Origin of the sequence: Bacillus sp. NEAU-242-2 (genome assembly GCF_027853835.1) — a bacterium.
Taxonomy (GTDB): domain Bacteria; phylum Bacillota; class Bacilli; order Bacillales; family Bacillaceae; genus Bacillus; species Bacillus velezensis.
The window spans coordinates 198,737-222,399 of sequence record NZ_JAPNNY010000003.1 but is presented as its reverse complement, the minus strand read 5'-3'; the positions used below and the strand labels follow the sequence as shown (position 1 = coordinate 222,399).

The window sequence follows — 23,663 nt, the reverse complement described above, 5'->3', positions numbered from 1 at the left end:
TTTTTGTTAGGCGCCTTTGGAAACTGCGGGCTGAAATGATAAATGGAGGGGTTATTATGGCTTTTCGTAAACCGGACGAAATAGCGGAGCTTGCGGTCGAATCAGGGGTAAAAAAGGTGCATTCACCGCTTTCAGCACTGATTGTATTAGGATTTTTGGGAGGAGCGTTTATCGCACTCGGTTATTTGCTTGATATCCGTGTCATCGGCGACCTTCCGAAAGAATGGGGAAGCCTGTCGAGTTTAATCGGGGCGTCCGTGTTTCCCATCGGATTGGTGCTCGTCGTTCTTGCCGGCGCGGAGCTGATTACGGGAAATATGATGTCGGTATCTATGGCGCTGTTTTCCAGAAGAATATCCGCCGGTGCATTAGTGAAAAATTGGGTGATCGTGACGTTGATGAATCTTGTCGGCGCACTGTTTGTCGCTTACTTTTTCGGACATGTTGTCGGATTAACCGAAACAGGACCTTACTTGGAAAAAACGATTGCGGTCGCACAAGGCAAATTGGATATGCCGTTTGGAAAAGTCATTGTTTCGGCGATCGGCTGTAACTGGCTTGTCTGTTTGGCCGTCTGGCTTTCTTTCGGCGCAGAAGACGGAGCCGGAAAAATCGCGGGTATATGGTTTCCGATTATGGCGTTTGTCGCAATTGGTTTTCAGCACGTTGTAGCCAATATGTTTATCATCCCGGCTGCGATTTTTGCAGGTTCTTTTTCGTGGGGTGATCTGATTGGCAATCTCATTCCGGCCTTTATCGGGAATGTAATCGGCGGGGCAGTGTTTGTCGGCCTTATTTATTTTATTGCATATTCAAAAAAAGATCAGAAAAAGCAAGGGATGAAAAGAGTTTCCTGAGGTAAGAAAGATGCCGGAAAACACGGACAATTGAAGCGGAATGCCAGCACATTTTCCGTCCAAATCTTGAAAAAAATGTTTACAAAATGGAAGCTGATGGATATACTTACAAAGTAAGAAAAAAGCAAAGGGAGGTTGAATCACATGACGACGTTAAACGGCAATCAAAATTTACAATTGAACCGATTCAGCCTGTGGAAGAGTTCGTGTCCTTCCTTAACCTCTGCCCGTCAAGCACGTTAATTTCGGAGTATCAGGACATTCGCAGCTCCCCGCAGGGAAAGAAGCTCCGTCTTCTTTTGTCTGCGGATTTAGTCTGCCCGCAGCGCATATGAAGTTTGCTGCGGGTTATTTTCGCTTGTGCGGATATTGAAAGGGGGTGAGCGATAATGACCATTAATCTTCTCTTTTTAACACTGACCATTTCAAAGCGTTTTAAAAGTGCGGAAGAGTATGAACGAGAACAGCAGGTCGAAGAGTTTTATAATGAAGCGAAAGAACGACAGCTGAAACACTTTTATATGAACTGAACGGACACGAAGGGCCAAAACGGAGGAGAAGGAGGAGATCATCATGTTCAGAATTGAACTGCTGAATCATTACACAATGGAGAAGGACCAGGTTTAGCGAGGATGTTGCTGTCACGTCGCAGACGGCCTGCATACCATGGTAAAGAAAGAAAAATTGGTAAGCGGGTGATAGCATGCAAGGCGGTCAGAACAGAATTCCATCCATCGGGCACGGGTATGCGTCAATGCCCCATTCATTTAAACACGGCTACGGCAACCCGTATCGCCGGCAGAGAATGGCGGCGCTTTCCCGGCAGACAAGATATATAGCACCGTATTATTGGTACTAGAGCAGGCGGAAAACCTACGTTTTCCGTCTTTTTTTTATGAAAACAAATATAAATTTCAAATAAATCGAAACGTTCATGAAGAGAAGTGCGTCTAGTTAGTACCTCATACTAATACGAGGTAATATTATTTCTGAATAATAAATCACAGGAATGGAAAAGCGGGTGTTATACAATGTTGCAACATACATCTTCAGCATTAAAACGAATGCGCGCGAAATACTTTGCTGCATCAGAACCGGCAGAGTCAGTCATTCAGCAAATATTGATGGACATACAGGAATACGACCGCATTTTGGAAATCGGGACCGGAAACGGCTCAATGTTTAAACAAATCATCGGACAGCTTGAAAAGGGCAGTCTTAAAAGGATAGAAACATCGAAACGTAAAATACGGAAAACACAGCGCGCAAACCGTTCGGTTATAAAAGCCGGGCTCGGAAACATTCAGCAGGGGAGGCCTGAAAGCTTACCGTTCCGCGATCGCAGCTTTCATAAAGTTTTCTCATTACATACTGCTGAAACAGTCAGCGATTACAGGACAGCATGTAAAGAAGTGTACCGCGTTCTTCAAATTGACGGATGTTTCTATATGGTTTTGAAACCTTCGCGGATGAGTGAGAAGGATGTGATTCAGGTGCTCTATGATCAGCATTTCAGAGACATTTCAGTTGTCAGCAGAGATTCATTCCATTTTATTACTGCCATTAAATAGAATATTTCTTGGGAAATAAAAAGAGCTGCTTAAGTCACTGCAGCTCTTTTTGTGAAATTGGGCATATTTCCTTATTTTTGGTTATTTCACATCTATTTTATATTAAAAAAAGTTTTTTTCTTATACAATGGTAATCAGATGACCGTACATTTTAAATATTTTGAACAAACGGAATGAACATTCATTCCGCATTTAGAAAGGGGGATGAAATGACAGCTTCAAACAAGGTTGAACTCATTATGAAAGCGTCGCTTACTTTGTTTACAGATAGAGGATTTGACGCCACGACGATTCCGATGATTGCCGCTCAGGCCGATGTCGGAACCGGCACAATCTACCGTTACTTTGACAGTAAAGAGACACTTGTGAACGTACTGTATCAGGAAAGTGCGCAGCGTTTTATGAAAAAAGTCAAAACGGACTTTCAGGGTATCTCTGTAAGAGAAGGGTTTCATCACCTGTTTTATTGTCTGATTGATTTTACGAAGGAAAGTGAGTATGCATTGTTTTTTCTTGAAACGAATAAGGACGCCTACTTTCTGAATGAAACGAGCCGTAAGCTTCTTGATGAAATAACACAGATGCTTGACGTCTTTTTTCAGCGCGGCAAGTCTGAAGGTGTGCTCCGCAATCTGCCGTCCAATGTGCTGATGGCGCTGCTGCTCGGGGCATATCTCAAACTCTATCAGCTTATTCGGACGGGAAGCGTCGAAATAACAAAACCGTTTCTGAAAGAACTGGAACAATGTTCTTGGGATGCCATCAGAACTCATTAATTATTCGCCGAAGGAAGGAAGATCGATATGAAACAGCTAAGCGCTATACCGCAGCCGAAAACATACGGACCTCTGAAAAATCTCCCTCACTTGGAAAAAGAAAAACTGTCACAATCGCTCTGGAAAATTGCCGAAGAATACGGCCCGATCTTTCGTTTTGAATTTCCGAGCTCTGTCGGGGTCTTCGTCTCAGGCCGCGAGCTCGCGGCAGAAGTCTGTGATGAAAAGCGATTTGATAAAAACCTCAGCAAAGCCTTGCTGAAAGTCCGTGAGTTTGGCGGTGACGGACTATTTACGAGCTGGACTCACGAAAAGAATTGGCAGAAAGCGCATCGGATTTTATTGCCGAGCTTCAGCCAGAAGGCGATGAAAGGCTATCATTCAATGATGCTTGATATTGCCATGCAGCTCGTGCAGAAGTGGAGCAGGTTAAATCCGAATGAAGAAATTGACGTCGCTGAAGATATGACGCGCCTGACGCTGGATACAATCGGCCTGTGCGGATTTCATTACCGCTTTAACAGCTTTTACCGCGACACACAGCATCCTTTTATCACGAGCATGCTTCGCGCGCTGCAGGAGGCAATGCGCCAATCACAGAGACACAGCCTGCAGGACAAGCTGATGATCAAAACGAGACATCAGTTCCAGCAGGATATTGAAGTGATGAATGAACTCGTAGACCGGATCATCGCTGAGCGGAGAGAAAATCCGGATGAGAATCTGTCTGATCTTTTAGCATTGATGCTTGAAGCGAAAGATCCTGTAACAGGGGAAAGGCTGGATGATGAAAATATCCGTTATCAAATCATTACCTTTTTGATCGCGGGGCATGAAACCACAAGCGGGCTGCTTTCTTTTGCGATATACTGCCTGCTGAAAAATAAAGATAAATTGAAAAAAGCCGTTCAGGAAGCCGAGCGGGTGCTGACGGGAGAGACACCTGAATATAAGCAGATTCAGCAGCTGACATATATCCGCATGGTGCTGAACGAGACTTTGCGGCTGTATCCGACTGCCCCGGCATTTTCCCTGTACGCGAAAGAAGATACGGTTCTCGGCGGGAAATATCCGATTGCGAAGGGACAGCCGGTGACGATTCTGACTCCGCAGCTGCACCGGGATAAAAGCGCGTGGGGAGAAGATGCCGAGTTATTCCGTCCGGAAAGGTTCAGCGATCCCGCGGCAATTCCGGCTGATGCGTATAAGCCGTTCGGAAACGGACAGCGCGCATGCATCGGGATGCAGTTTGCCCTGCAGGAAGCGACAATGGTGCTCGGCCTTGTCCTTAAACACTTTGAACTGATTGATCATACTGATTATGAGCTTACGATTAAAGAAGCTTTAACCATTAAGCCCGGTGATTTTAAAATCCGTGTGAAAAACAAGGATGTGTCCAATCAGCAGTCCGCACAAAACCATAAAGCTGAAGGCAGCGGTCACAAAGAAGAAACGAAAGAAATACCGTCCCACGGAACGCCGCTTCTCATTCTTTACGGTTCAAATTTGGGAACTGCGGAAGGAATTGCGGAAGAGCTGGCTGACATCGGCAGAAGCAAAGGATTTTCAACTGAAACCGGCCCGCTCGATGATTATGCAGGGAAACTGCCTGTAAAAGGCGCAGTCGTTATTGTGACGGCTTCTTATAACGGGGCGCCGCCTGATAATGCGGCGGGTTTTGTGAAATGGATGGAAACCCTTGAAGATCAGGAATTAAAGGGTGTTTCTTATGCTGTCTTCGGCTGCGGAGACCGCAACTGGGCCGCCACTTACCAGAGGATCCCCCGCCTGATAGACAAAGTGCTTGAAGAAAAAGGGGCAAAAAGGCTGACTTCTATCGGGGAGGGCGACAATGCCGATGATTTTGAGTACAGTCAGGAAGCCTGGGAAGACTCATTCTGGAAGGACATCATGAAGGCTTTTCATATAGAGGCCGCTCCAAAACAGGCAAACAAATCACAGTTATCAATCGAATACGTAAGTGAAGCAGCCGAGACGCCGATTGCCAAAACGTACAAAGCATTTGAGGCGGAAGTCATCACAAACAAAGAGCTTCATACCGAAAGCAGCAAGCGTTCAGTCCGGCATATTGAGCTGCGTCTCCCGAAAACCGAAACGTATCGGGAAGGAGACCATCTCGGGGTGCTTCCGCAAAACAGCGGGGAACTGATCAGCCGTGTCATTCGCCGATTCGGTCTTGATCCGAACCAGCACTTTAAGATCAAGGGCCGGCAGCTGCCTCATCTGCCGATGGACCGGCCGGTTAATGCGCCGGCGCTTTTGGCGTCATATGTAGAGCTGCAGGAACCGGCAACGAGAGCCCAGCTTCGCGAACTTGCCGCCCATACCGTGTGCCCGCCGCACCAAAAAGAATTGGAGCATCTTTATTCTGACGATGCGGCATATAAAGAAAACGTGCTGAAAAAACGAATGACCATGCTGGACCTGCTGGAAGATTATCCGGCTTGTGAACTGCCGTTTGAGCGCTTTTTAGAACTTCTGCCGTCCTTAAAGGCGCGCTATTATTCAATCTCAAGCTCACCGAAGTCAAACAAAAGGGAGCTCAGTATCACGGTCGGCGTTGTGACGGCTCCGGCGTGGAGCGGCCGGGGAGAATACAGGGGCGTGGCTTCGAACTATTTAGCCGGATTACAAAATGGCGATTCTGCCGTCTGTTTCATCCGCTCGCCGCAGTCGGGTTTCGCATTGCCTGAAAATACGAAAACGCCTCTCATTATGATCGGAGCAGGCACCGGAATTGCACCGTTCAGGGGATTTATCCAGGCGCGGGCAGCAGAAAAAATGTCCGGTAACAGCCTGGGCGAAGCTCATTTATACTTCGGCTGCAGACATCCTGAAGAAGACGATCTGTACAAAGATGAATTCGACCATGCGGAGAAAAACGGCCTTGTCACCGTGCATCGGGCGTATTCCAGATTAGATCAGGACTGTAAAGTTTACGTACAGGATGTCCTGCTTCGCGAGGCTGCACAGATTATTGCGCTTCTTGACCAAGGCGGCCATCTCTATATATGCGGAGACGGAAGCAAAATGGCTCCGGCTGTCGAAAATGTACTGCTTCAGGCGTATGAAAAGGTGCATAACACTGATTCAAAAGCTTCCTCGAATTGGCTTGAACAGCTGCAGGCGGAAGGAAGATATGCGAAAGATGTTTGGGCAGGTGTGTAACAGAAGCGTAAGGCAATTGAAGATTGTGTTTTAATTGAAGAAAGTCGGCACGATATTTGAAATCTACTGAATCAAAAGGAATAGTTATAGGGAGTATCGTGCCGGCCTTATCTTTAGTATCGGACAAAAGACACAAATCTTTAATGTTTTTATTGATTTACATGCAGGCGGCTATGTCCCTTTTTTCTGAATTCCGCCAGAAATAAAACCGGATAAGACAGCAATAGCAAAACCGAAATAAATGAAATGATACCGATCCAATGAAAATGCGTCCAAAAGAAACCGCCGCAAGACCCGGCCACGCTTGACCCGATATAGTATGCAAGCAGATATAATGAAGAGGCTTGCGCGCGCTGATCACCGGCTGCGCGGCCGACCCAGGCGCTTGCGATCGAATGCGCGCCGAAAAAGCCGAAGGTAAACACGGCAATGCCCGCAATTTTAAGGGCAAGCTGGGGCAAAAGTGTCACCGCTGCACCGGCCAGCATAACAAAAATCGCAATCTTAATCATTTTTGAACTTCCGAAAAGGTCCGCTTTTTTCCCCATATAGACAGAGCTGAACGTTCCCGCGAGATAGACAATAAAAATAAAACCGATCACAGTCTGTGACAAATGATAAGGAGCCGCCATTAAATGAAAGCCGATATAATTATATAATGTCACAAAACTCCCCATTAATATAAATCCCAGAGATATTAACAAAAGCAGCCGTTTGCGGTGTAGAACCGCTCCGTATTCCTTACATGCCGCTTTTACGCCCGCATGCCGCTGAGATGAATGGCGCGGAGCCGGAAGAAAGCGCCAAAACAAATAGCTTAATACAATAGAAAGAATGCCGATAATGGCAAGCGCCGGCCGCCAGCCGAATACATCAGTCAGAAGCCCCGTTAACAGCCTGCCGCTCATTCCCCCGATGCTTGTGCCGCTGATATATAAGCCCATCATTTTCCCGAGGCCCTTCGGATCAAACTCCTCGCCTACATATGTCATAGCGACAGCAGGAACGCCTGCCAGAAAAATACCGAGCAGCCCCCTCATCGCCAAAAGCGCCGGAAAAGCCGGACTGAACGCTGTTAATAGACCTAAAACAGAAGTAGCTGTTAACGACAGCACCATTAATTTTTTTCTGCCGAATCCGTCAGACAACGAAGCGGCGGCCAATAATGAAAATGCCAAAACGGCTGTTGAGATGGATAAAGTTAAGCTGGCAGCCGCAGCGGAAATATGAAACTCTTCCGAAAACAAAGGCATAAGCGGCTGTGTCGTGTAAAGCGTGGCAAATGTCACAAAGCCGCTGATAAACAGAGCCAAGCTGGCCTTTCTGTAAGCCTTTGTATGAGGCTGAATAAACGTCATGAATGTCCCTCTTTTCTCACTGTTGGTTATATATGTATCGTACGCTTTTCATTTCAATGTGTCTAATTTATAATAACTATAGAATTAATGCGTGTAGGTTATGAGGAAAGGGGAGAAGGAGAAAATGGAGCTTCATCAAATTGACAACTTCATTGCGGCGGCAACTCATCAGCATTTCACAAACGCGGCAAAAGAAAGAATGATTTCTCAGCCGGCATTAAGCCGATCGATTATCAGGCTCGAAGAAGAATTAGGCGCGCCGTTATTTTACAGAGAGACAAAAGCCGTCCGGCTGACAAGGCACGGAGAGCAGTTCTTAATAAAAGCAAAACAAGCGAGACGAGCTTTAAATGAAGGCGTTGAACAAGTGAAAAAAAATATGAGCCTGGAACACGGCGAAATATCTGTATCTTTTCTTCATACGCTCGGGCTGCGCTTAATGCCTCAGCTGATTGCCGAATTTAAAAAGCTATACCCAAACGTGACCTTCCGGCTTTATCAAGGCGCAAATGAAACGCTTCGCAAAATGGTGGAAACGGGAGATGCGGATATCTGTCTCAGCTCCCCGCCGCTTCCCAGCGAGCTTTTACAATGGACAGTGCTGGAGAAAGAGCCTCTTTATGCGGTGCTTCCTGAGAACCACCCGCTTGCAGGAAATAAAAGCATTCAAATGAAAGAGATGCAGGACGAGGATTTTGTCGGATTTAAACCGGGATACGGGCTGAGGTATATGTTTGATCTGATGTGCCGGGATTTGAATATACACCCGCATCTCGCATTTGAAGGAGAGGAAGTGTCAACCATATTAGGGCTGACCGCCGCGGGTCTTGGGGCTGCAGTGCTGCCGAAAACCGCGGAGCATTCATACTTTCCGGTCGTTTTTCTCCCGGTTGCAGATTACCAATGCGAACGCACCATAGCGTTAGCGCAGTTAAAAAACCATGCTCTCTCTCCCGCTGCTGAGCGTTTTAAACAGTTTGCACTTGATTATTACAAAGCACGCAACTGAGCGGTCATTTTATTAAAATCGAAGTTGAAAATAAAGCAGAAAGAAATACAGAAAACGGAGGATAACCATGGCGAAAAAAACAGTGAAAACAAATGCTGTCCGTATCATTGAGCAGCAAAACATTCCCTATGAGCTATTAGGTTACAAAACAGAAGGGGGACAGCCCGCAGACGGTCTTTCCGTTTCACAAAAAATCGGATACTCTGCCGAATATGTTTATAAAACCTTAGTGGCATCTGCAGGAACTGATCGTTATTACGTCTTTGTCGTTCCCGTTGCAAAAGAACTGAATCTGAAAAAGGCTGCGAAGGCGGCAGGTGAGAAGAAAATAGAAATGATTGCCATGAAGGACCTTTTGGGAGTGACCGGCTATATACGCGGCGGCTGTTCTCCGATCGGAATGAAAAAAAGGTTTCCGACTTTTATTGATAGATCCGCTGAAACACTGGGGTTTATGATTGTCAGTGCGGGGAAAATCGGAATGCAGCTGAAAGTAGCGCCTCAAGATTTAGCCGAAGCAAGCGGAGCGGTATTTACAGACATTGTATAAATGTCCGATGAATCTAATGGAATACACGTTTCAAGGGAGAATGATAATGAAAAAAAGATATGAAAACTTGAATGGCGTGAAGAATGAACATGGATTCAGAGATATGTGGAAATGGATGAAAGAACGAAGAGAAAAAAGTAAAGACTTAAGCGAGAACATTCCGAAAGCGGTCAAAAGGGATGTCCGTGATGTTGCCGTCAATCGGACGGAAACCGCCATAACATGGATCGGCCATTCTTCATTTCTGATCCAAATACAGGGGCTTAACATAATGACCGACCCTGTATGGGCGCGGAGGATGGGTTTTCAAAAACGGCTGACAGAGCCGGGATATGAATTGAGCGAACTGCCTGACATTGATGCCGTGCTCATCTCACATGGGCATTATGACCATCTTGATTTTCCGAGTATAAAAAAACTGAGAGGAAACCCGGATTTTTACGTGCCTGCGGGACTGAAAAAGCTGTTCATCAAAAAAGGCCGCAAAAAGGTTCATGAAATGAATTGGTGGGATCGTTTTGAGATGCGGGGGGTGAATATATCATTTGTTCCGGCCCAGCACTGGACACGGAGAACGCTTTGGGATACCGATACCTCTCATTGGGGAGGCTGGGTCATAGAAAGCGAAAACGGCGAGTCCATCTATTTTGCAGGAGATACAGGCTATTTTGAAGGCTTTAAAGAAATCGGAGAGAGGTTTCGTATTAAGGCGGCTCTGATGCCGATCGGAGCATACGAACCCGAATGGTTTATGAAAGTGTCACATATCAATCCGGAAGACGCCGTGAAAGCGTTTTTGGAGCTGAAGGCTGACAGCTTCATTCCCATGCATTACGGGGCATTCCGGCTTGCTGATGATACAGGCCCGGAAGCATTAAGCAGACTGCACAGCGAGTGGGACCGGCGTGCATTACCTCCTGAAAACCTGAAAGCATTAGCGCTTGGCGAAACATTTTGGCTGTAACAGCAGGTTTTCTGCCGACACCAATCGTTTAAAAACGGTTGGTGTTTTGTTGTCAACCAAAGGTGAACAGCCTCAGTATAAAACATGATTTTTCCGGAATCTGCGGTAAAAAACAAAACTTTTTACTCTTTTGTTTCACTATACAATGAAAACGGTTTCGTATGCGCAGTATATTTAACCTATCATAATTGCTCCAGCAGAAACGGACAGGAAGGATAGAAAAACAGATGAAATACATGAATTCAAGACAGAAAAAGATTTTGTATCTGTTGTTATCTGAACCTGATGACTACTTAGTTGTGCAAGATTTCGCAGACAGGGTCCGCTGTTCTGAAAAAACGATCAGGAATGATTTGAAAACGATTGAAGATTTCCTGAATGAACATGCTCAAGCTCAGCTGATCCGCAAACCGGGATTAGGCGTCTATTTACATATATCTGAACAGGAAAGGTCACGGTTAAGCCGGCACATTTATAATGAGCACTTTACATGCAGGCACAAGACCGATGAAGAAAGAATACTTCACATCGCTTATGATTTATTAATGAATTCAAAGCCCGTTTCCGCAAAAGAAATTGCCGCACAGCATTTTGTAAACAGAGCTTCCATTAAAAAGGATATTAGTGCGGTTGAAGAGTGGCTGAAGCGATTTGACCTCATACTGGTTTCTAAACAGCGGCTCGGCTTAAAGATTGAAGGGGACGAAAAAAACAAAAGAAAAGCATTGGCGCGAATTTCAGATTTGATTGATAATGCGGAGTTTACAAGCCAATTTATAAAAAGTAAGTTTTTAAGTCATGAAGCGGACTTTGTGAGAAAAGAAATCAAGTTATTACAAAAAAACCATTCTATCTATTTTACGGATGAAACATTTGAAAATTTGCTGCTGCATACATTGCTGACCATCCGCCGTATCAAAATGAAACAGCCGGTCGCCATCTCTGCAAGACAGCTGGAGGCGGTAAAAAAGAAGAAAGAATATGAATGGACACTGGCTTGTTTAAAACGGCTTGAGCCGGTATTTGCCATCCGGTTTCCCGAGGAAGAAGCCGTCTATTTAACTTTACATATAATAGGCGGGAAAGTCCGCTATCCATTGCAGCAAGAAAAGAAACTTGATCTTGAAGATTCTGAGCTTTCCAAAGTCGTCAGGCATTTGATCAATCGTGTTTCAGAACTGAAAATGCTGGATTTTCACAAAGACCAGGAATTGATCAACGGATTGAACATTCATCTCGATCCGGTGTTGAAGCGGCTGAGCTATGATCTCTCTGTTTCAAACCCCATGCTCCACGATATCAAAAAAATGTACCCTTATTTGTTTCATCTTATCATTGACGTTTTAGAAGACATCAATCAAACATTTGATCTTTATATTCCTGAAGAAGAGGCGGCCTATTTGACGCTGCATTTTCAGGCAGCGATCGAACGGCTGCGCCGAAGCAGTCATAACCCTAAAAGGACGATCATCGTCTGCCATATGGGCATTGGCATGTCGCAATTGCTGCGGACTAAAATTGAACGCAAATTTCATCACATTACGATAAAAGACTGTATCGCAAAAGCGGAGCTGACAGAGTATATCAAAAAGCATAAAGATATAGATTTCGTCATTTCTACGATAGAGCTTGGAAATGTAACGATCCCTCATATCGTCGTATCACCGCTTTTGGAGCCTGCTGATGAAAAGAAGCTCAGCGCATTTATGCAACAGCTTGATACATCATACCGCCGGGAGCAAAAAACGTTTAAAATGCTGAATGATACGACTCCGTTTCTCGTTTTTTTACAGCAAGAGACAGAGCACCGTTATCAGGTCATTGAACAGCTGGCGCAGGCTTTGTATGAAAAAGGCTATGTAGAAAAAGAGTATGGCATTCATGCAGTAATGAGAGAAAAAATGTCGGCGACAAATATCGGGGCGGGTATTGCCATCCCTCACGCGAACTCTAAATATATCAAACAATCAGCCATTGCAATCGCCACCTTAAAAGAGCCCATTGAGTGGGGGACGGAAAAGGTGTCGCTTGTATTTATGCTTGCCGTCAAACACGAAGATCAAAACAAGGTAAAGCAATTATTCAGTGAGCTTTCCTATCTTAGCGAGCAGCCGGCATTTATTCAAAAACTGACGGAAGAAAAAAATGTGATGACGTTTTTATCGTATTTAAACTATTAAAAGCAGGGAATGGCTCCCTGCTTTTTTTCTGTTTATAGGGAAAAATGCCGTTATTTCCGGAACTTATGGTAAAAAAACGCGCTTATCACAGGCTGATTTCAGTATAAAGTTGAGACAAGATCTTGAAATTCAGACTGCAAAGGAGAATTTATATGAAACTGTTAGCGATTACATCATGTCCGAACGGCATTGCCCATACGTATATGGCTGCTGAAAATTTACAAAAAGCAGCCGGCAGATTAGGCGTTGAGATCAAAGTGGAAACCCAGGGCGGAATCGGGGTGGAAAATAGGCTGACCGAAGAGGAAATCCGGGAAGCAGACGCAATCATTATCGCGGCGGACCGTTCGGTGAACAAAGACCGATTCGCGGGAAAAAAGCTGCTGGCCGTCGGGGTTCAGGAAGGCATCCGCAAACCGGAAGAATTAATTCAAAGAGCGCTTAGCGGTGAAGTGCCGGTCTATCAATCTGCTTCAAAAACTGAATCCGCAAGTCAGCAGGGCAAAAAACAAAACCCGATTTACCGTCATTTAATGAACGGCGTTTCTTTTATGGTTCCTTTCATTGTCGTCGGCGGATTATTGATAGCGGTTGCATTGACGCTTGGAGGAGAAAAAACACCAAAGGGCTTAGTCATTCCGGATGCGTCTTTTTGGAAAACGATTGAACAGATCGGCAGCGCTTCTTTTTCATTCATGATCCCGATTTTAGCCGGGTACATCGCGTTCAGCATCGCCGATAAGCCGGGTCTTGTCCCCGGAATGATCGGCGGATATATTGCGGCATCCGGCAGCTTTTACGACAGTGCGAGCGGCGCAGGATTTCTTGGAGGAATCATTGCGGGATTTTTGGCGGGATATGCGGCGCTTGGAATCAAAAAATGTAAAGTTCCTAAAGCAATACAGCCGATTATGCCGATCATTATTATTCCGGTGTTTGCCTCACTGATCGTCGGTTTGGCGTTTGTGTTTCTGATCGGCGCCCCCGTCGCTCATATTTTCGCATCATTAACGGTTTGGCTTGCGGGAATGAAAGGCTCGAGCTCAATTCTCCTGGCATTGATTTTAGGAGCGATGATTTCCTTTGATATGGGAGGACCCGTAAACAAGGTGGCCTTTCTATTCGGATCGGCAATGATCGGAGAAGGAAATTATGAAATTATGGGCCCGATTGCCGTTTCCATTTGTATACCGCCGATAGGGCTTGGGATTGCGACGTTTTTAGGAAAAAGAAAATTCGCCGCCGCAGAAAGAGAAATGGGAAAAGCTTCATTTACGATGGGCCTTTTCGGTATCACGGAAGGAGCCATTCCATTTGCGGCCCAAGACCCCCTTCGAGTGATCCCGAGTATTATGGCGGGTTCTATGACCGGCTCGGTGATAGCGATGATCGGCCATGTGGGGGACAGAGTGGCACACGGCGGCCCCATCGTTGCTGTACTTGGAGCAGTAGATCATGTATTGATGTTTTTTATCGCTGTAACAGCAGGCTCTCTTGTCACCGCTCTGTTGGTTAATGTACTGAAGAAAGATATGGCGAAATCCCCCGCGCCCGGTGAGGTGCTGCCGTCTGCCGCATCAAATGAAGCTGCAGCGGCAAAAGAAACAAAGGAACCATCTCAGGCTGACAGCCGAAAAGCCGGGATGACCGAAATCAAAAAACTGACTGACATTATCAGCACGGACTTGATTGAACCGCATTTATCCGGCGAAACGAGGGATGACATTATCGATGAAATGATCGAGAAATTGTCCCGTAAAGGTATGCTGCTGTCTGACAGCGGATTTAAGCAGGCCATTTTGAGCCGTGAACAGCAGGGAACCACGGCGATAGGTATGAATATCGCCATTCCGCACGGAAAGTCTGAAGCCGTCAGAACGCCGGGTGTTGCATTCGGAATAAGACGTTCGGGTGTTGACTGGAACAGCCTTGATGGTTCTGATGCAAAACTGATTTTTATGATTGCTGTACCGAAGGAAAGCGGCGGAAATCAGCATCTGAAAATATTGCAGATGTTATCCCGAAAACTGATGGATGACAGCTATCGGGAAAGGCTGCTCTCCGTTCAGACAAAAGAAGAGGCGTATGAGCTTCTGGAAGAAATCGAATAAAGCGAGGGATGATCATGTCTACTGAACCGATATTTTTCAATCCGGTTTTCAAAGAAAGAATTTGGGGAGGCGCCGCCCTGCGTGATTTTCACTATAATATTCCGTCCGAGCGGACAGGGGAGTGCTGGGCCTTCGCCGCTCATCAAAATGGACAGAGCACAGTTCGAAACGGCATGTATAAAGGATGTACGCTCGGTGAATTGTGGGAGCATCACAGAGATTTATTCGGAAACCTTGAAGGAGACCGTTTTCCTCTTCTTACAAAAATTTTGGATGCGGACCAAGACCTGTCCGTTCAGGTGCATCCGAATGATGACTTTGCCAAAATGCATGAAAACGGGGAACTTGGAAAAACCGAATGCTGGTATATCATTGATTGTGAAAAAGATGCGGAGATCATTTTCGGCCACAGCGCAACAACAAAAGAAGAACTGATATCCATGATTGAGCGCGGAGAATGGGACGGGCTCCTGAACAGAGTTAAGGTAAAGCCGGGAGATTTCTTTTTTGTCCCAAGCGGCACCGTTCACGCGATTGGAAAGGGCACACTTATTTTAGAGACGCAGCAAAATTCAGATACGACTTACAGATTGTATGATTACGGAAGAAAAGATGCGGACGGCAGGATGCGCGAGCTCCATTTGGAAAAAAGTATAGAAGTGACAGACGTTCCAGCTGTCCGTGAACGGCCGACCGTTCAATATAAACAAACAGATGATCTGCTGGCAGCTGTTTTAATAGAATGTCCTTATTTTTCAGTCGAAAAGTGGGATGTAAAAGGTGAAGCAAATTTATTCCAGAATCATCCCTTCCTTCTTGTCAGCGTGATCGAAGGAGACGGAATAATGATTGCAGGCGGGCATGAACATCCCTTTAGAAAAGGAGATCACATTCTCCTGCCTTCCGGTTTGGGAGAATATAAACTGGCGGGCCATGCAAAGTGTATTGTGTCTCATCTGTGATCTTCAAAACCCTTCTCTGGCAGCAGAGAAGGGTTTCTCGTTACTTTTACAAAAAGGCCGAAATTTCTAACGTGTCAGTGGTCCGTTCCTGAATTTATTCTCTCAATTTGTATATCTCCCGAGCCATTGATTCAAGTATGTACATAGCGGGGATTTGGGTGGTGATATTCGCATTTTCAACCCATTCTTCCGTCACGTAATATGAAATATTCACATCGGACATTTTGGCAATGGTTGAATGTTTATGATTTGTAATACTGATGACCCGGCTTCCTTCTTGTTTCAGCTGATTCAGATGAGTCACCGTAGAATCTCCTTCACCTGAAACCGATAATGCGATCGTGATGCTGTTATGGCGGAAATGGGAATGGGCCGGAAAGTAAGGATCTTTAATATACATTGAAAGTTTCCCTAAGCACGAAAAATATCTGGCTCCGTATTCGGCGAGAATTCCTGAACTACCCACTCCGATAAAAATGACGCTTTCTGCATCGGCCGCAAGGGCTGCTGCTTCCTTCAGCTTTTCTTCCATCCCTCCGCTTACTGTTCTTTCAAAAAACTCGGCAACGGAATGATGGGGACTCTTTAAAATCGTTTTTTTATTTGCCTCCGCATACATTTTCAGCTTCACCTTAAACTCTGAAAACCCTTCACAGTTTATTTTTTTGCAGAAACGTAAAATAGAAGCCGTAGATACATGGGTTTCATTTGCCAATTCACGGATGCGCATATAGACGACTTTCTCGCTGTTTTGGGAGATGTAGTTGTATAAAGAAGTTTCAAGCTCGTTAAATGAAGCAATCATTTCGTGTGTGAACATGCAGGGGGATTCTCCTTTTTATGAGAATGGTGAATGTACATCTCATCGTAACATATCATTTTTAAAAGAAACATAGTGTTATATTTATGTGACAAATCACTTTTTGTGTCATTCAAAACAAGACGTCAGCCAATGATTTACGGTCAAAACAACTGCGGATATAATTCGTTCATACGCTTTATGCATGATCTCTTCAAGGGGCGCTGACAAAAGCGGCCGAAAAAAGGAGGACAATATGAGTATCAAACTGATAGCGGTTGATATGGACGGAACGTTTTTGAATGATGAAATGGCATATAACGAAGAGCGTTTTATGAATCAGTATCGTGAATTAAAAGCGCGGGGAATTAAATTTGCCGTAGCAAGCGGAAACCAATATGCGCAGCTTACATCTTTCTTTCCGGAAATCAAAAGTGAAATCGCTTTCGTTGCCGAGAATGGCGCTTTCGTCGTGAATGCCGGAGAAGAAGTATTCGCAGGTAGCATGTCTGAAGACACTATAAAAGCAGTAATCCGTGCTTTAGAGCAGTATGAGGTGAAAAACGTCATTGTCTGCGGAAAAAAAAGCGCGTATATTCATGAAAATGCCAGTGAAGATGAATATCTGCATGCCAGTAAGTATTATTATGTGTTAAAAAGGGTGCCGCATTTTGAAAACATCGATGATGACATTTTAAAATTTTCCATCAGCTTTCCCGCCGAACATTGTTCCGCACTTCTGAGCCATTTAAAAAACGCAATCGGGTCTTTCGTCACGCCTGTATCAAGCGGGCACGGTGACATAGATCTGATCATACCGGGGCTTCATAAAGCAAGCGGGATTAAGCTTCTCCAGAAACAATGGGGGATAAATGCTGAAGAATGCGCGGCCTTCGGAGACAGCGGCAATGATTTGGAGATGGTGTCCGCCGTGAAATACGGAGTCGCCATGGATAATGCGCAGGAAAGCATTAAACAGGCCGCGGCGCATATCGCGCAATCAAACAATGAGGAAGGGGTCTTAAACGCGATTGATTCCATTCTCAAATGTGAAAAACCCTTTGTCTGAAAAAGACATTTTAACTGCGGAGGTGCTGAACGATGATTAAATTAGTGATTACGGATTTAGACGGCACATTTTTAAATAATCAAGGCGATTTTGACAGAACGTTATTTGAAAAGACAAAAAGAGTAATGGAGGAACAGCATGTCGCTTTCGCCATCTGCACCGGGAAACAGTGTGAAAGGGTGGAAGCCTTATTCGGAGAAGACGCGAAAGATTTTTGGATTTTAGGAGACAGTGCTGCACGTATGAAAAAGAACGGCAAGTTCGTATATGAATCTTTAATCAGCAATAAAGCCGGACTGTCAATTATAGGCGCTTTAGAAAAAATCAGCTGCGGGCACACCATTATCGCGTGCACAAAAAAAGGCGCGATCGTAAAAGAAAATCTGTCTGAAAGTGAAATGAAATATGTAAATGCCTCTTATGCACATGTAACGAAAATAACTGATTTTACTGAGATAAAAGACGATTTTATCAAGATTACGGTTCATGACCCCGACGCCAACTGTCCGGAAACGAGAGAAAAGCTGCATGAATTTTTTCACCAATTATATATCGTAGCATCAGAAGATACCTGGATGGATATATCAAATATCGGAATACATAAAGGATCAACAGTACAAGAACTGCAACGATTATTAGGGGTTTCGGCTGATGAAACAATGGCATTCGGAGACGGCCGCAATGACAAAGAATTGATGGAAGCGGCATCCTACAGCTTTGCGGTTAAGAACGCCATTGACGAAATAAAAGATGCGGCGCACTTTGTCATCAAATCAAATGAGGAAAGCAGCGTCATGCACACGATTATGAGAATATTAGCGCTGCAAAAACAATGAGAAAGCAGATGGGCTAAAGCCAATGAGGCAGGACTTACTAGGAAAAGAAAAAGCGGGCTATTCTCAGACTTTAATTCACTCCTCATTTTCCGGAAATATGTTAAAAATGAATAAATATCTATATTTGACTCGGTTTTATTGGTATAATATGTATAAAATGAATGAAACGGCGTAATATCAAGATGAAAAAAATCACTTCATATCATTTGATATCAGACAAAAAGTAGGAACTTCCTCGTTTTGAAATTGGGAGGTGTTTGTATTAGCCCGCTGTTGAGTCCCGCGTATATCATTCTCATTTTTCTTCCGGCAGCTTCTTTTCTGTTAGGGATTTTAGGATATTTCATTTTCAAAAAAGTATGGATGATGGTTGTTATTGTATTCATTTTGTCCTTGATATTTATGTTTATTGTAATAGGTGCCGAACCGACATTTTTCATTTGGGTGGCTATGATGACGGGGAGCTGTTTTATCTCCGGTTCAATCACTAAGACGATATGGACTTTTGCAAAGCGAAAATATTAGACTGAAGAATCCTGTTTGAACAGCTATCCTTTTTTGTCGATTGAAGAAAAGGAAGTATAGAGTGATCTGTTATGTTCTTATATTTTGTCTGTTATTGTCATGTCTGTCTATCGTTTTGTTCTTTTTTAACTAAACGGAGCACTATAATTGAACTGCAGATACATAGAAAAACAAAAAAGGATAAGGAGGATTTTTATGTTTCAAACCTTAGACCATTTTTTGAAATCTTGGGAATTCGAAGCCGACGCGACACAAAAACTGCTGAATCGACTGACTGATGAATCTCTTAAACAAGAAATCACTTCACAACATTGGACTTTAGGCCGTACTGCATGGCATACTGTTGCGGCCATTCACATCATTACCTCAAACACAGATTTAACGTTCCACGCTCCTGCTGAAGATTATCCTGTTCCTGCATCGGCGCGGTTTATTGCTGAGAGTTATCACCAAGCCAGTAATGCATTTGTACAGGCGTTAAAAACGCAATGGACTGATGATACACTTCAAGAATGTGTCAACTTTATTGGTCAGCAATTGCCAAATGGTTCACTTTTGATGTTTTTAATTCAACATCAAAACCATCATCGAGGACAAATGACTGTCCTTATGAGACAAGCGGGTTTACCTGTTCCGGGTATTTATGGTCCGGCAAAAGAGGAATGGACAACATTTGGTTTGGAAGCTCCGAAATAGGATGTTGTTGCAGGGCTCGAATGAATAGATGATACCAATCGATGTTGGTATCTTTTTTGTTTTAGTCTTAAAGTGATTAAACCGGTATCTTGACATGCAGACGAATCAACAGTTCAAAAGATGTAAATTAAGGTCAATAAATGCAGAAAGGTGATTATGATGATAACTAAAATGACTCGTTTCAATATGAAAGACTTCAATAAACCAAACGAACCTTTCGTTGTTTCAGGGAGAATCATCCCTTCATTTGAAAACAATGTTTGGACATATACAGAGGAGAAATTTGCTGAACCTTATGTCAAAAAATATGACGATGATGACATTGATGTCAGTTATATTGAAGAAGAGGATAAAGTTGTCTTTTTTTATTACGCAGAGAACGACTGTGTCGGCCGGAGTAAGCTTCGTTCTAATTGGAATGGATACGCACTGATTGAAGACATTGCCGTTGCAAAAGATTATAGAAAAAATGGTGTCGGGACGGCTTTATTACATAAAGCGATTGAGTGGGCAAAGGAGAATCATTTATGCGGTCTTATGCTTGAAACACAAGATATTAATGTTTCAGCTTGTCATTTTTATGCCAAAAATAACTTTGTCATAGGAGCGGTCGATACAATGCTTTATTCCAATCTTTCAACAGCAAATGAAATTGCGGTTTTTTGGTACTGTAAATTTTAAATATAACAGTATTTGATGTTTCGTTATTTGCGGGTGTGTGCCGCAAAGTATTCAAAACATCGGCTTGAGGATTTATAATAAGGTATATCAATCAATGCAGGGGGAGTTATGTATGAAGTGCAAAAAAATGAACAGGGTACAATTAAAAGAGGGAAGCGTATCAATGGCCCTATAAACTGCGTCTGCCCTCATTAATGGAGGGAAATTTGTGAATACGCCTTATTCACAGTCAGCTTTACGGCACAACCAAGTGTTCATTTGGCTTTGTGTTCTGTCATTTTTCAGCGTATTAAATGAAATGGTTTTGAACGTCTCGTTACCTGATATCGCCAACGATTTTCATAAACTTCCAGCGAGTGCAAACTGGGTGAACACGGCCTTTATGTTAACCTTTTCCATCGGAACTGCTCTGTATGGGAAGTTATCAGATCAGCTGGGCATCAAAAAGCTGCTCCTATTTGGAATTATGGTAAATGGCTTCGGGTCGATCATTGGATTTGTCGGACACTCTTTCTTTCCTGTACTCATTCTGGCCCGATTTATTCAAGGGGCTGGTGCAGCCGCATTCCCGGCTCTTGTGATGGTTGCAGTAGTACGCTATATTCCGAAAGAAAACAGGGGTAAAGCATTTGGTCTGATCGGGTCGCTGGTGGCAATGGGGGAAGGTGTCGGGCCAGCTATTGGCGGAATGATCGCTCATTATATTCACTGGTCATATTTGCTGCTTATTCCGACAGCAACAGTTATCACCGTTCCATTCCTGATGAAACTGCTGGAAAAGGAAGAAAGAATCAGCGGGCGCTTTGATATGACGGGGATTATATTAATGTCTGCAGGCATCGTATTTTTTCTGCTGTTTACAACGTCATATAGACTATCTTTTCTGATCATCAGTACTCTAGCTTTCCTGATATTTGTGAGACATATTAGGAAAACTCAAGATCCCTTTGTTGACCCTGCACTGGGGAAAAATGTTTTGTTTATGATGGGCGTCCTTTGCGGAGGCCTGATATTCGGCACTGCTGCAGGATTTGTGTCTATGGTTCCTTATATGATGAAAGATGTTCACCATTTAAGTACTGCGGCAATTGGAAGCGGGATTATGTTCCCCGGGACGATGAGCGTCATCATCTTCGGTTACATTGGAGGATTGCTTGTTGATCGGAAAGGTTCTTTGTATGTGCTGACCATTGGGATTGTATTGATGTCTTCCAGCTTTTTAATCGCTGCCTTTTTCATAGATGCGGCACCTTGGCTCATGACCGTTATAATCGTTTTTGTTTTTGGGGGGCTCTCCTTCACAAAAACGGTTATATCTACAATTGTGTCTGGCAGTTTGAAACAAAAGGAAGCCGGCGCCGGAATGAGTCTGCTTAATTTTACGAGCTTTTTATCAGAGGGAACGGGTATTTCGATTGCAGGCGGTTTATTATCGATCCGCTTGCTGGATCAAAGGCTGCTGCCTGTTAACGCTGATCATTCCGCTTATTTGTACAGTAATATGCTCATTCTTTTTGCAGGAATCGTTGTTATGAGCTGGCTGGTAACCGTGAATGTCTATAAACGTTCGCGAAGAAATGACTAAAAAGGGAAAAGGATCAAACTTGATAAAAGTTTTGATCCTTTTTTTGAGGAGCTTCCTTATTCCGAAACCTTTTGCCGATCAATGAAAGGGGCGTTAAAGTGAATTACATTTATAAGAAAAAGGAAAAGAAAAATGGAAATTGTATCATTTCAATCAGAGATAAATGGGAGAACGCACTTATTGAGTTTGAACAAAAAAATAATCAAATTGAGATCGTAATCAATCACCGTAACGAGAAAACAACCAAGTTTTCACTGCCAATCGAGACTTTTGAAAAAGTGTATAGGGATATTAAAATAGGCCGGAGAGAAAGTTAATCATTCTGTTTGAAAATGACCATGAAGTTCGTAAGCGGTATGGTTTTAACCGCATCTGGATTCCCCTGGCAAAGTAAAGGTTTTTGGGGATTTATGTTAAAATAATAGTAAGAACCTTGTGCAGCGGACAGGGAGTTTCGTTGCTTCATAAGGAGGGGGAAGTATGAAAAATAAGATTCACATATTGGGAGCCTCCGGAGTCGGAACGTCAACATTGGGTGTTGCATTATCAAAGCATTTGCCGCATACGCATCTTGATACGGATGATTACTATTGGACAGATAAATTCACTAAAAAAAGAGAAATCCCTGAAAGAAGAAAGTTGCTTGAAAAAGACTTGACAATAAATGAGAAATGGATTCTTTCTGGCGCAGTGTGCCGCTGGGGCGATGATCTAAAAAGTTATTTTGACCTTGTCATCTTCTTATGGATTCCGCAGGATATACGGCTTGAGAGATTAAGGCATAGGGAATTTCAGCGTTATGGAAACGAAGTGTTAGCCGGCGGCAGTAAATATGAACAATCAAAAACATTTTTAGAGTGGGCTTCTTTATATGATCATGCCGGAATGGAAGTTAGAAGCAAAGCTTTACACGAACATTGGATGGCAGATTTATCTTGTCCATTGTTAAAAATTGAAGGAGATTACTCAGTCAATGAAAAAGTTGATCGTGTCTTGGATTATCTGAATTCTAATTAAACTAACGGATGGAGATAACTGCAAAATCCAAAATTCAAAGACAGTTCCGGCCATTTTAACGGAGCTGTTTTTTTATACCGCCTTCAGTTTGTCTGTTGTGAAGTGATTTATTTCCGGAAAGAAGCAGCGGAATTAATAGAGAACTCACTTCGGGAAACCGTGAAGGCAGGAATCAAAACGGGAGACTTGGCGGTCAATCATCAACGTCAGACTTTGGGGAAGAATTGCAGAAATGATCGGACGTTAAGGCGGAAAATAAGAAGTGAGAAGCAGATCATCAAAACGCAATACACCTCAATTTATATTTTCAGTAAGATCGGCTCTGCTCATTAAAAAACTCAATTCGAAGATTAGTGGCATCAATATTGCCGCAGATCGGGTTAGTGACATAAAGAGGAAGGGATAAGACCCCTTCCTTAAAACCTTTAATTCCTCTAATTTTATTGTCAGATATATTACTTTTTTGAAATGGGTATCCAAATTTCACTTTTAAAAGATGGCGATGTTACATCCTTATGCTCGTTCCACAGGATTTCTGGGCCTTCAATTTGTTCATAATGTGACGATGGAAACCATTCGGAATAAATCCGCCCCCATACTTCCTGCAGTGCATCCGGAAATGATCCGGCTGCTTTGAATACAGCCCACGTTGAGGCAGGGACTTCAAGCTGTGATAGATGATTTGGGCAATGTTTCGTTGTGGCTGCGCCAATATAGTGATCAAGCTCTCCGTTTTCCTCTGTCCGGCCTTCAGAAAAGTTCGTGGATGCACTGATGAGTCCTGCAGGCGCTGCATTAGAAAGCTCTTTTAGTTGATTGATTGCTGCTTCATCTAAACTTTCCCACATCGCTGCAATGTCAGGATTCACGCCTTTGAACAAAATAGGGACTCTTTTTTTTAATGCCGACGATGCGAAATTTTATTATG

The 23,663-nt window shown here is 43.7% G+C and carries 23 protein-coding genes and 1 pseudogene; 21 read left to right on the top strand and 3 right to left on the bottom strand.

The window, feature by feature from the left end:
* The first annotated feature begins 56 nt into the window (after nt 1-56).
* The 6 genes from OWN49_RS11290 (at nt 57) to OWN49_RS11265 (ending at nt 6,393) form a co-directional block, all read left to right on the top strand.
* A complete protein-coding gene (locus tag OWN49_RS11290) occupies nt 57-857 on the top strand; it encodes a formate/nitrite transporter family protein (protein ID WP_007408225.1) in 801 nt (266 codons plus the stop codon).
* A 389-nt stretch (nt 858-1,246) separates the two neighbouring features.
* Nucleotides 1,247-1,387, top strand: coding sequence for a YrzI family small protein (locus tag OWN49_RS11285; protein ID WP_077722630.1), 141 nt, complete (start codon nt 1,247-1,249; stop codon nt 1,385-1,387).
* 173 nt (nt 1,388-1,560) lie between these two features.
* Entirely contained in the window at nt 1,561-1,716 is a 156-nt protein-coding gene (locus OWN49_RS11280; protein WP_007408227.1) for a hypothetical protein, read from the top strand.
* A gap of 172 nt (nt 1,717-1,888) precedes the next feature.
* Nucleotides 1,889-2,428, top strand: coding sequence for a class I SAM-dependent methyltransferase (locus tag OWN49_RS11275; protein ID WP_077722629.1), 540 nt, complete (start codon nt 1,889-1,891; stop codon nt 2,426-2,428).
* Nucleotides 2,429-2,637: 209 nt separating this feature from the next.
* The gene (locus OWN49_RS11270; RefSeq protein ID WP_003152789.1) at nt 2,638-3,204 is read left to right on the top strand and encodes a TetR/AcrR family transcriptional regulator; all 567 of its coding nucleotides are present in this window, start codon (nt 2,638-2,640) and stop codon (nt 3,202-3,204) included.
* Between the two features lie 27 nt (nt 3,205-3,231).
* Nucleotides 3,232-6,393, top strand: coding sequence for a bifunctional cytochrome P450/NADPH--P450 reductase (locus OWN49_RS11265; RefSeq protein WP_176283439.1), 3,162 nt, complete (start codon nt 3,232-3,234; stop codon nt 6,391-6,393).
* Between the two features lie 149 nt (nt 6,394-6,542).
* Here OWN49_RS11265 and OWN49_RS11260 read toward each other — a convergent pair whose 3' ends face one another.
* Nucleotides 6,543-7,751 (bottom strand): MFS transporter, encoded by a 1,209-nt coding sequence (locus OWN49_RS11260; protein ID WP_070082149.1) that lies wholly within the window; start codon nt 7,749-7,751, stop codon nt 6,543-6,545.
* 124 nt (nt 7,752-7,875) lie between these two features.
* On the opposite strand from OWN49_RS11260, the gene OWN49_RS11255 reads away from it, so the two are divergent.
* The 6 genes from OWN49_RS11255 to manA all read left to right on the top strand — a co-directional run bounded on the left by OWN49_RS11255 (nt 7,876) and on the right by manA (nt 15,527).
* Nucleotides 7,876-8,760, top strand: coding sequence for a LysR family transcriptional regulator (locus OWN49_RS11255; RefSeq protein WP_003152795.1), 885 nt, complete (start codon nt 7,876-7,878; stop codon nt 8,758-8,760).
* A gap of 67 nt (nt 8,761-8,827) precedes the next feature.
* Nucleotides 8,828-9,310 carry a Cys-tRNA(Pro) deacylase gene (ybaK, locus tag OWN49_RS11250; RefSeq protein WP_013352996.1) on the top strand — a complete coding sequence of 161 codons (483 nt, stop codon included), beginning with the start codon at nt 8,828-8,830 and terminating at the stop codon, nt 9,308-9,310.
* A gap of 46 nt (nt 9,311-9,356) precedes the next feature.
* Nucleotides 9,357-10,274 carry an MBL fold metallo-hydrolase gene (locus OWN49_RS11245; RefSeq protein ID WP_176283438.1) on the top strand — a complete coding sequence of 306 codons (918 nt, stop codon included), beginning with the start codon at nt 9,357-9,359 and terminating at the stop codon, nt 10,272-10,274.
* 227 nt (nt 10,275-10,501) lie between these two features.
* Entirely contained in the window at nt 10,502-12,454 is a 1,953-nt protein-coding gene (locus OWN49_RS11240; RefSeq protein WP_176283437.1) for a BglG family transcription antiterminator, read from the top strand.
* A gap of 152 nt (nt 12,455-12,606) precedes the next feature.
* Nucleotides 12,607-14,565, top strand: coding sequence for a fructose-specific PTS transporter subunit EIIC (locus tag OWN49_RS11235; protein ID WP_176283436.1), 1,959 nt, complete (start codon nt 12,607-12,609; stop codon nt 14,563-14,565).
* A 14-nt stretch (nt 14,566-14,579) separates the two neighbouring features.
* Complete coding sequence (gene manA, locus OWN49_RS11230; RefSeq protein ID WP_176283435.1) at nt 14,580-15,527, top strand: mannose-6-phosphate isomerase, class I; 948 nt, start codon at nt 14,580-14,582, stop codon at nt 15,525-15,527.
* A gap of 94 nt (nt 15,528-15,621) precedes the next feature.
* On the opposite strand, the gene OWN49_RS11225 is transcribed toward manA, so the two are convergent.
* The gene (locus OWN49_RS11225) at nt 15,622-16,347 is read right to left on the bottom strand and encodes a MurR/RpiR family transcriptional regulator (RefSeq protein ID WP_053573170.1); all 726 of its coding nucleotides are present in this window, start codon (nt 16,345-16,347) and stop codon (nt 15,622-15,624) included.
* Between the two features lie 235 nt (nt 16,348-16,582).
* On the opposite strand from OWN49_RS11225, the gene OWN49_RS11220 reads away from it, so the two are divergent.
* The 9 genes from OWN49_RS11220 to OWN49_RS11190 all read left to right on the top strand — a co-directional run bounded on the left by OWN49_RS11220 (nt 16,583) and on the right by OWN49_RS11190 (nt 22,735).
* A complete protein-coding gene (locus OWN49_RS11220; RefSeq protein ID WP_102421623.1) occupies nt 16,583-17,395 on the top strand; it encodes a Cof-type HAD-IIB family hydrolase in 813 nt (270 codons plus the stop codon).
* A gap of 32 nt (nt 17,396-17,427) precedes the next feature.
* Nucleotides 17,428-18,231, top strand: coding sequence for an HAD-IIB family hydrolase (locus OWN49_RS11215; protein WP_146284323.1), 804 nt, complete (start codon nt 17,428-17,430; stop codon nt 18,229-18,231).
* Nucleotides 18,232-18,471: 240 nt separating this feature from the next.
* Nucleotides 18,472-18,756: a DUF2651 family protein gene (locus OWN49_RS11210; protein ID WP_077722623.1), complete on the top strand. Its 285-nt coding sequence runs from the start codon at nt 18,472-18,474 to the stop codon at nt 18,754-18,756.
* A 195-nt stretch (nt 18,757-18,951) separates the two neighbouring features.
* Nucleotides 18,952-19,452: a DinB family protein gene (locus tag OWN49_RS11205; protein WP_176283434.1), complete on the top strand. Its 501-nt coding sequence runs from the start codon at nt 18,952-18,954 to the stop codon at nt 19,450-19,452.
* Between the two features lie 159 nt (nt 19,453-19,611).
* Complete coding sequence (gene satA, locus OWN49_RS11200; RefSeq protein ID WP_025649659.1) at nt 19,612-20,133, top strand: streptothricin N-acetyltransferase SatA; 522 nt, start codon at nt 19,612-19,614, stop codon at nt 20,131-20,133.
* 112 nt (nt 20,134-20,245) lie between these two features.
* The gene (locus OWN49_RS19530; protein ID WP_134816631.1) at nt 20,246-20,308 is read left to right on the top strand and encodes a tetracycline resistance efflux system leader peptide; all 63 of its coding nucleotides are present in this window, start codon (nt 20,246-20,248) and stop codon (nt 20,306-20,308) included.
* Nucleotides 20,309-20,341: 33 nt separating this feature from the next.
* Entirely contained in the window at nt 20,342-21,718 is a 1,377-nt protein-coding gene (gene tet, locus OWN49_RS11195) for a Tet(L)/Tet(K)/Tet(45) family tetracycline efflux MFS transporter (protein WP_077722622.1), read from the top strand.
* A 98-nt stretch (nt 21,719-21,816) separates the two neighbouring features.
* The gene (locus OWN49_RS19465) at nt 21,817-22,035 is read left to right on the top strand and encodes a hypothetical protein (RefSeq protein WP_041481659.1); all 219 of its coding nucleotides are present in this window, start codon (nt 21,817-21,819) and stop codon (nt 22,033-22,035) included.
* 163 nt (nt 22,036-22,198) lie between these two features.
* Nucleotides 22,199-22,735: an ATP-binding protein gene (locus OWN49_RS11190; protein ID WP_176283433.1), complete on the top strand. Its 537-nt coding sequence runs from the start codon at nt 22,199-22,201 to the stop codon at nt 22,733-22,735.
* A 455-nt stretch (nt 22,736-23,190) separates the two neighbouring features.
* Here the strand turns inward: OWN49_RS11190 and OWN49_RS11185 are convergent.
* Nucleotides 23,191-23,653: pseudogene (locus tag OWN49_RS11185) on the bottom strand (GyrI-like domain-containing protein); the annotation flags it as partial.
* Nucleotides 23,654-23,663: the final 10 nt, after the last annotated feature.

What these genes read in the sequence shown, in the direction of transcription:
- OWN49_RS11205 (WP_176283434.1), top strand. Translation starts at nt 18,952, where the DNA reads ATGTTTCAAACCTTAGACCATTTTTTGAAATCTTGGGAATTCGAAGCC.
- ybaK (WP_013352996.1), top strand. Translation starts at nt 8,828, where the DNA reads ATGGCGAAAAAAACAGTGAAAACAAATGCTGTCCGTATCATTGAGCAG.
- OWN49_RS11215 (WP_146284323.1), top strand. Translation starts at nt 17,428, where the DNA reads ATGATTAAATTAGTGATTACGGATTTAGACGGCACATTTTTAAATAAT.
- OWN49_RS11255 (WP_003152795.1), top strand. Translation starts at nt 7,876, where the DNA reads ATGGAGCTTCATCAAATTGACAACTTCATTGCGGCGGCAACTCATCAG.
- OWN49_RS11270 (WP_003152789.1), top strand. Translation starts at nt 2,638, where the DNA reads ATGACAGCTTCAAACAAGGTTGAACTCATTATGAAAGCGTCGCTTACT.
- OWN49_RS11225 (WP_053573170.1), bottom strand. Translation starts at nt 16,347, where the DNA reads ATGTTCACACACGAAATGATTGCTTCATTTAACGAGCTTGAAACTTCT.
- OWN49_RS11235 (WP_176283436.1), top strand. Translation starts at nt 12,607, where the DNA reads ATGAAACTGTTAGCGATTACATCATGTCCGAACGGCATTGCCCATACG.
- OWN49_RS11240 (WP_176283437.1), top strand. Translation starts at nt 10,502, where the DNA reads ATGAAATACATGAATTCAAGACAGAAAAAGATTTTGTATCTGTTGTTA.
- OWN49_RS11220 (WP_102421623.1), top strand. Translation starts at nt 16,583, where the DNA reads ATGAGTATCAAACTGATAGCGGTTGATATGGACGGAACGTTTTTGAAT.
- OWN49_RS11190 (WP_176283433.1), top strand. Translation starts at nt 22,199, where the DNA reads ATGAAAAATAAGATTCACATATTGGGAGCCTCCGGAGTCGGAACGTCA.
- manA (WP_176283435.1), top strand. Translation starts at nt 14,580, where the DNA reads ATGTCTACTGAACCGATATTTTTCAATCCGGTTTTCAAAGAAAGAATT.
- OWN49_RS11245 (WP_176283438.1), top strand. Translation starts at nt 9,357, where the DNA reads ATGAAAAAAAGATATGAAAACTTGAATGGCGTGAAGAATGAACATGGA.
- OWN49_RS11260 (WP_070082149.1), bottom strand. Translation starts at nt 7,751, where the DNA reads ATGACGTTTATTCAGCCTCATACAAAGGCTTACAGAAAGGCCAGCTTG.
- OWN49_RS11275 (WP_077722629.1), top strand. Translation starts at nt 1,889, where the DNA reads ATGTTGCAACATACATCTTCAGCATTAAAACGAATGCGCGCGAAATAC.
- OWN49_RS11290 (WP_007408225.1), top strand. Translation starts at nt 57, where the DNA reads ATGGCTTTTCGTAAACCGGACGAAATAGCGGAGCTTGCGGTCGAATCA.
- OWN49_RS11285 (WP_077722630.1), top strand. Translation starts at nt 1,247, where the DNA reads ATGACCATTAATCTTCTCTTTTTAACACTGACCATTTCAAAGCGTTTT.
- OWN49_RS11265 (WP_176283439.1), top strand. Translation starts at nt 3,232, where the DNA reads ATGAAACAGCTAAGCGCTATACCGCAGCCGAAAACATACGGACCTCTG.
- OWN49_RS11280 (WP_007408227.1), top strand. Translation starts at nt 1,561, where the DNA reads ATGCAAGGCGGTCAGAACAGAATTCCATCCATCGGGCACGGGTATGCG.
- satA (WP_025649659.1), top strand. Translation starts at nt 19,612, where the DNA reads ATGATAACTAAAATGACTCGTTTCAATATGAAAGACTTCAATAAACCA.